3 protein-coding genes are annotated in these 2,313 nt (G+C 61.8%); 2 read left to right on the forward strand and 1 reads right to left on the reverse strand.

The window, feature by feature from the left end:
* Positions 1-819: CaiB/BaiF CoA-transferase family protein (locus tag Q0239_RS02465; RefSeq protein ID WP_298597871.1), on the reverse strand; the 819-nt coding region annotated here is incomplete at its 3' end.
* Positions 820-1,029: 210 nt separating this feature from the next.
* On the opposite strand from Q0239_RS02465, the gene Q0239_RS02470 reads away from it, so the two are divergent.
* Positions 1,030-1,770 carry an IclR family transcriptional regulator gene (locus Q0239_RS02470; RefSeq protein WP_298597874.1) on the forward strand — a complete coding sequence of 247 codons (741 nt, stop codon included), beginning with the start codon at positions 1,030-1,032 and terminating at the stop codon, positions 1,768-1,770.
* Between the two features lie 197 nt (positions 1,771-1,967).
* On the forward strand, positions 1,968-2,313 hold a 346-nt coding region (locus Q0239_RS02475; RefSeq protein WP_298597879.1), incomplete at its 3' end, for a DUF2889 domain-containing protein.

A 2,313-nucleotide genomic window follows, 5' to 3' on the forward strand; every position in this document is an offset into this window, starting at 1 on the left:
GTCCAGCTTGCCCATCGCAATCGCCACGTGGCCGTCCGCCGTGGGATAAACCCCATAGGGTGCCGCCAGATAGGCATGCGCCGGGTTCTGCCCCGACCGCACGGGCATCCGCCCGCCGTCGTTCAGCCAGGTGGTCAGCAGCTCGAACTGCAAATCCGCCAGCACTTCCATCAGCGAGGTTTCGACCAGCCCGCCGATCCCGTGCCGCTCGCGGCGGAACAGCATCGCCAGCACCCCATGCGCCAGCGCCGCACCGGCCAGCACGTCGCCGATGGGCAAGCCGACGGCCACCGGGCCATCGTCAGCACTTCCGGTAAGCCACATCATCCCCGACCGCGCCTGCGCCAGCAGGTCCTGGCCCGGCAGGTCGACCCAAGGGCCCTCGGTGCCGTAGCCGGTGACGGACCCGTAGACGACCTTCGGGTTGATCGCCCGCACGGCCTCATACCCGAAGCCGAGACGGTCCATCACGCCCGGCCGGAAGTTCTCGACCAGCACGTCGGCGGTCTTCACAAGCTCGGTGAAGATTTCCGCGCCGCGCTTGTCCTTCATGTTGAGCGTGAGGAGGCGCTTGTTCGCATTCAGCATCGCGAAGGGCAGGGCCGCGCCTTCGCGCGCATCGCGCTTGCGTGCGGATTCGCCTTCGGGCGGCTCGATCTTGATGACCTCGGCGCCGGCCATCGCCATCAGGAACGTGCAATACGGACCGCTATAGATGCGCGTCAGATCGAGCACACGCACGCCCGAGAGCGGCAGCGTTGGAGATCCGGTTGTTTTCGTTTGCGGAGGTTTGCTGGGAGAGAGTGCGGCGTCTGTCATGCGCGCCTTTCTTCTTTTTGCTGCGAACACAATCGAAGATCGCAGTCCTCGACGTCCTCCGAAGGTGTTCTATTATTCATAACTATGTTCCGTACAGCGTCGCCGGATGGGGAATTTTTGTCAAGCAACATGCGATTGCGCTATGGAATACCAAGTCATAGAATGAAGTTCTGAAATTTGGAACGATGTAGCGAGCAGCGCCGGGCAAGCATGGACACCACCATCGTCAAGGGACTGAAGCTTCTTGACCGCATCGCTCATGCCGACGCGCCGGTCGGCGTCACGGCGATGGCGCGCGAGATGGGACTCGAGAAGAGCAACATCCATCGCACGATCACGACGCTGGTCAGCCTCGGTTACGTCGAGCGCGATCCGCAATCCGGTCGCTATGGGCCCACGCTAAAGGTGTGGGAACTGGGCATGAGAGTGGTCGCGCGGAATCCCATCGTGCGCACCGCGCGGCCGTTCATGCAGATGCTGCATCAGCAGACGCAGGAGACGATTCATCTGACCATCCTCGACGGGTTCGACTGCATGTATCTCGATCAGATCCGCGCGCCGGTCCCCGTTCGAACGATGCCGCCGTTGGGACATCGCGCGCCCGCGCTGTTTCCCGCGTCCGGCCGCGTGCAACTCGCGTTCCGGTCCGACGCCGAGAGTTTGATTCAGCAGTTTCGCGCCGAGCACCCGCGCGGCAAGGAGATCAAGGCCGCGGCGATGCTCAAGGAGTTTGCTGTGATTCGACAGCAGGGCTTCTGTTGCACCGAAAGTGGGTGGAGCGTCGGCATCAACAGCATTGCCGCCGCGATTATCGGGCGCGACGACGTTGCAGTGGCGGCGATCGCTGTGTCCGGACCGGCAGAGCGGCTGACAACCGAGCGGATGCTGGGACTTGCCGATCAGGTTCTGAATGCTTGCACGCAAGTCAGTGGTTCGCTGCGCGGCTCCTGAACTCTCGATGGCGTCAACAAGAAAGTGCTGCGAAATACGGGATGAAACGTCGATTGAGCAGCATCGCGAACGACGCCGTCATTCAGGCCAGAGCCTGAAATGGAAATAACTTGAGGTCAGCGAGTTGAAAAACCAGACTGCTCAAGGAGTCGATCTCTCTCGTGTCGATCATCTGAGCGAAGAAAAAGAAGGTTGTCATGCCACTGCCTGTTCCTTCCGTCGAACGCACGCATATCCATACGCGGCGCATTGTATGTGAAGCCTTCGAACGCAGCGACGGCCTTTGGGATATCGAGGCCAACATGATCGACACCAAAACCTACGACACCGAGCGCGGCGCTGCCGGACAGCCGCTGCACAACATGTGGGTGCGGCTGACGCTCGATACGTCGATGGTGATTCAGAATGTCGAGTCGGCAATCGATGCGCATCCCTGGCCGTCCTGTCCGCAGGCGGTACCGCCGATGAAGGAACTGATCGGCATCAGGATCGGCGGCGGCTGGCAGGGAGAAGGTCGCAAGCGGATCGGCGGCGCGCTCGGCT

The sequence above is a fragment of the uncultured Sphingorhabdus sp. genome (assembly GCF_937872355.1).
In the GTDB taxonomy this organism is placed as follows: domain Bacteria; phylum Pseudomonadota; class Alphaproteobacteria; order Sphingomonadales; family Sphingomonadaceae; genus Sphingorhabdus_B.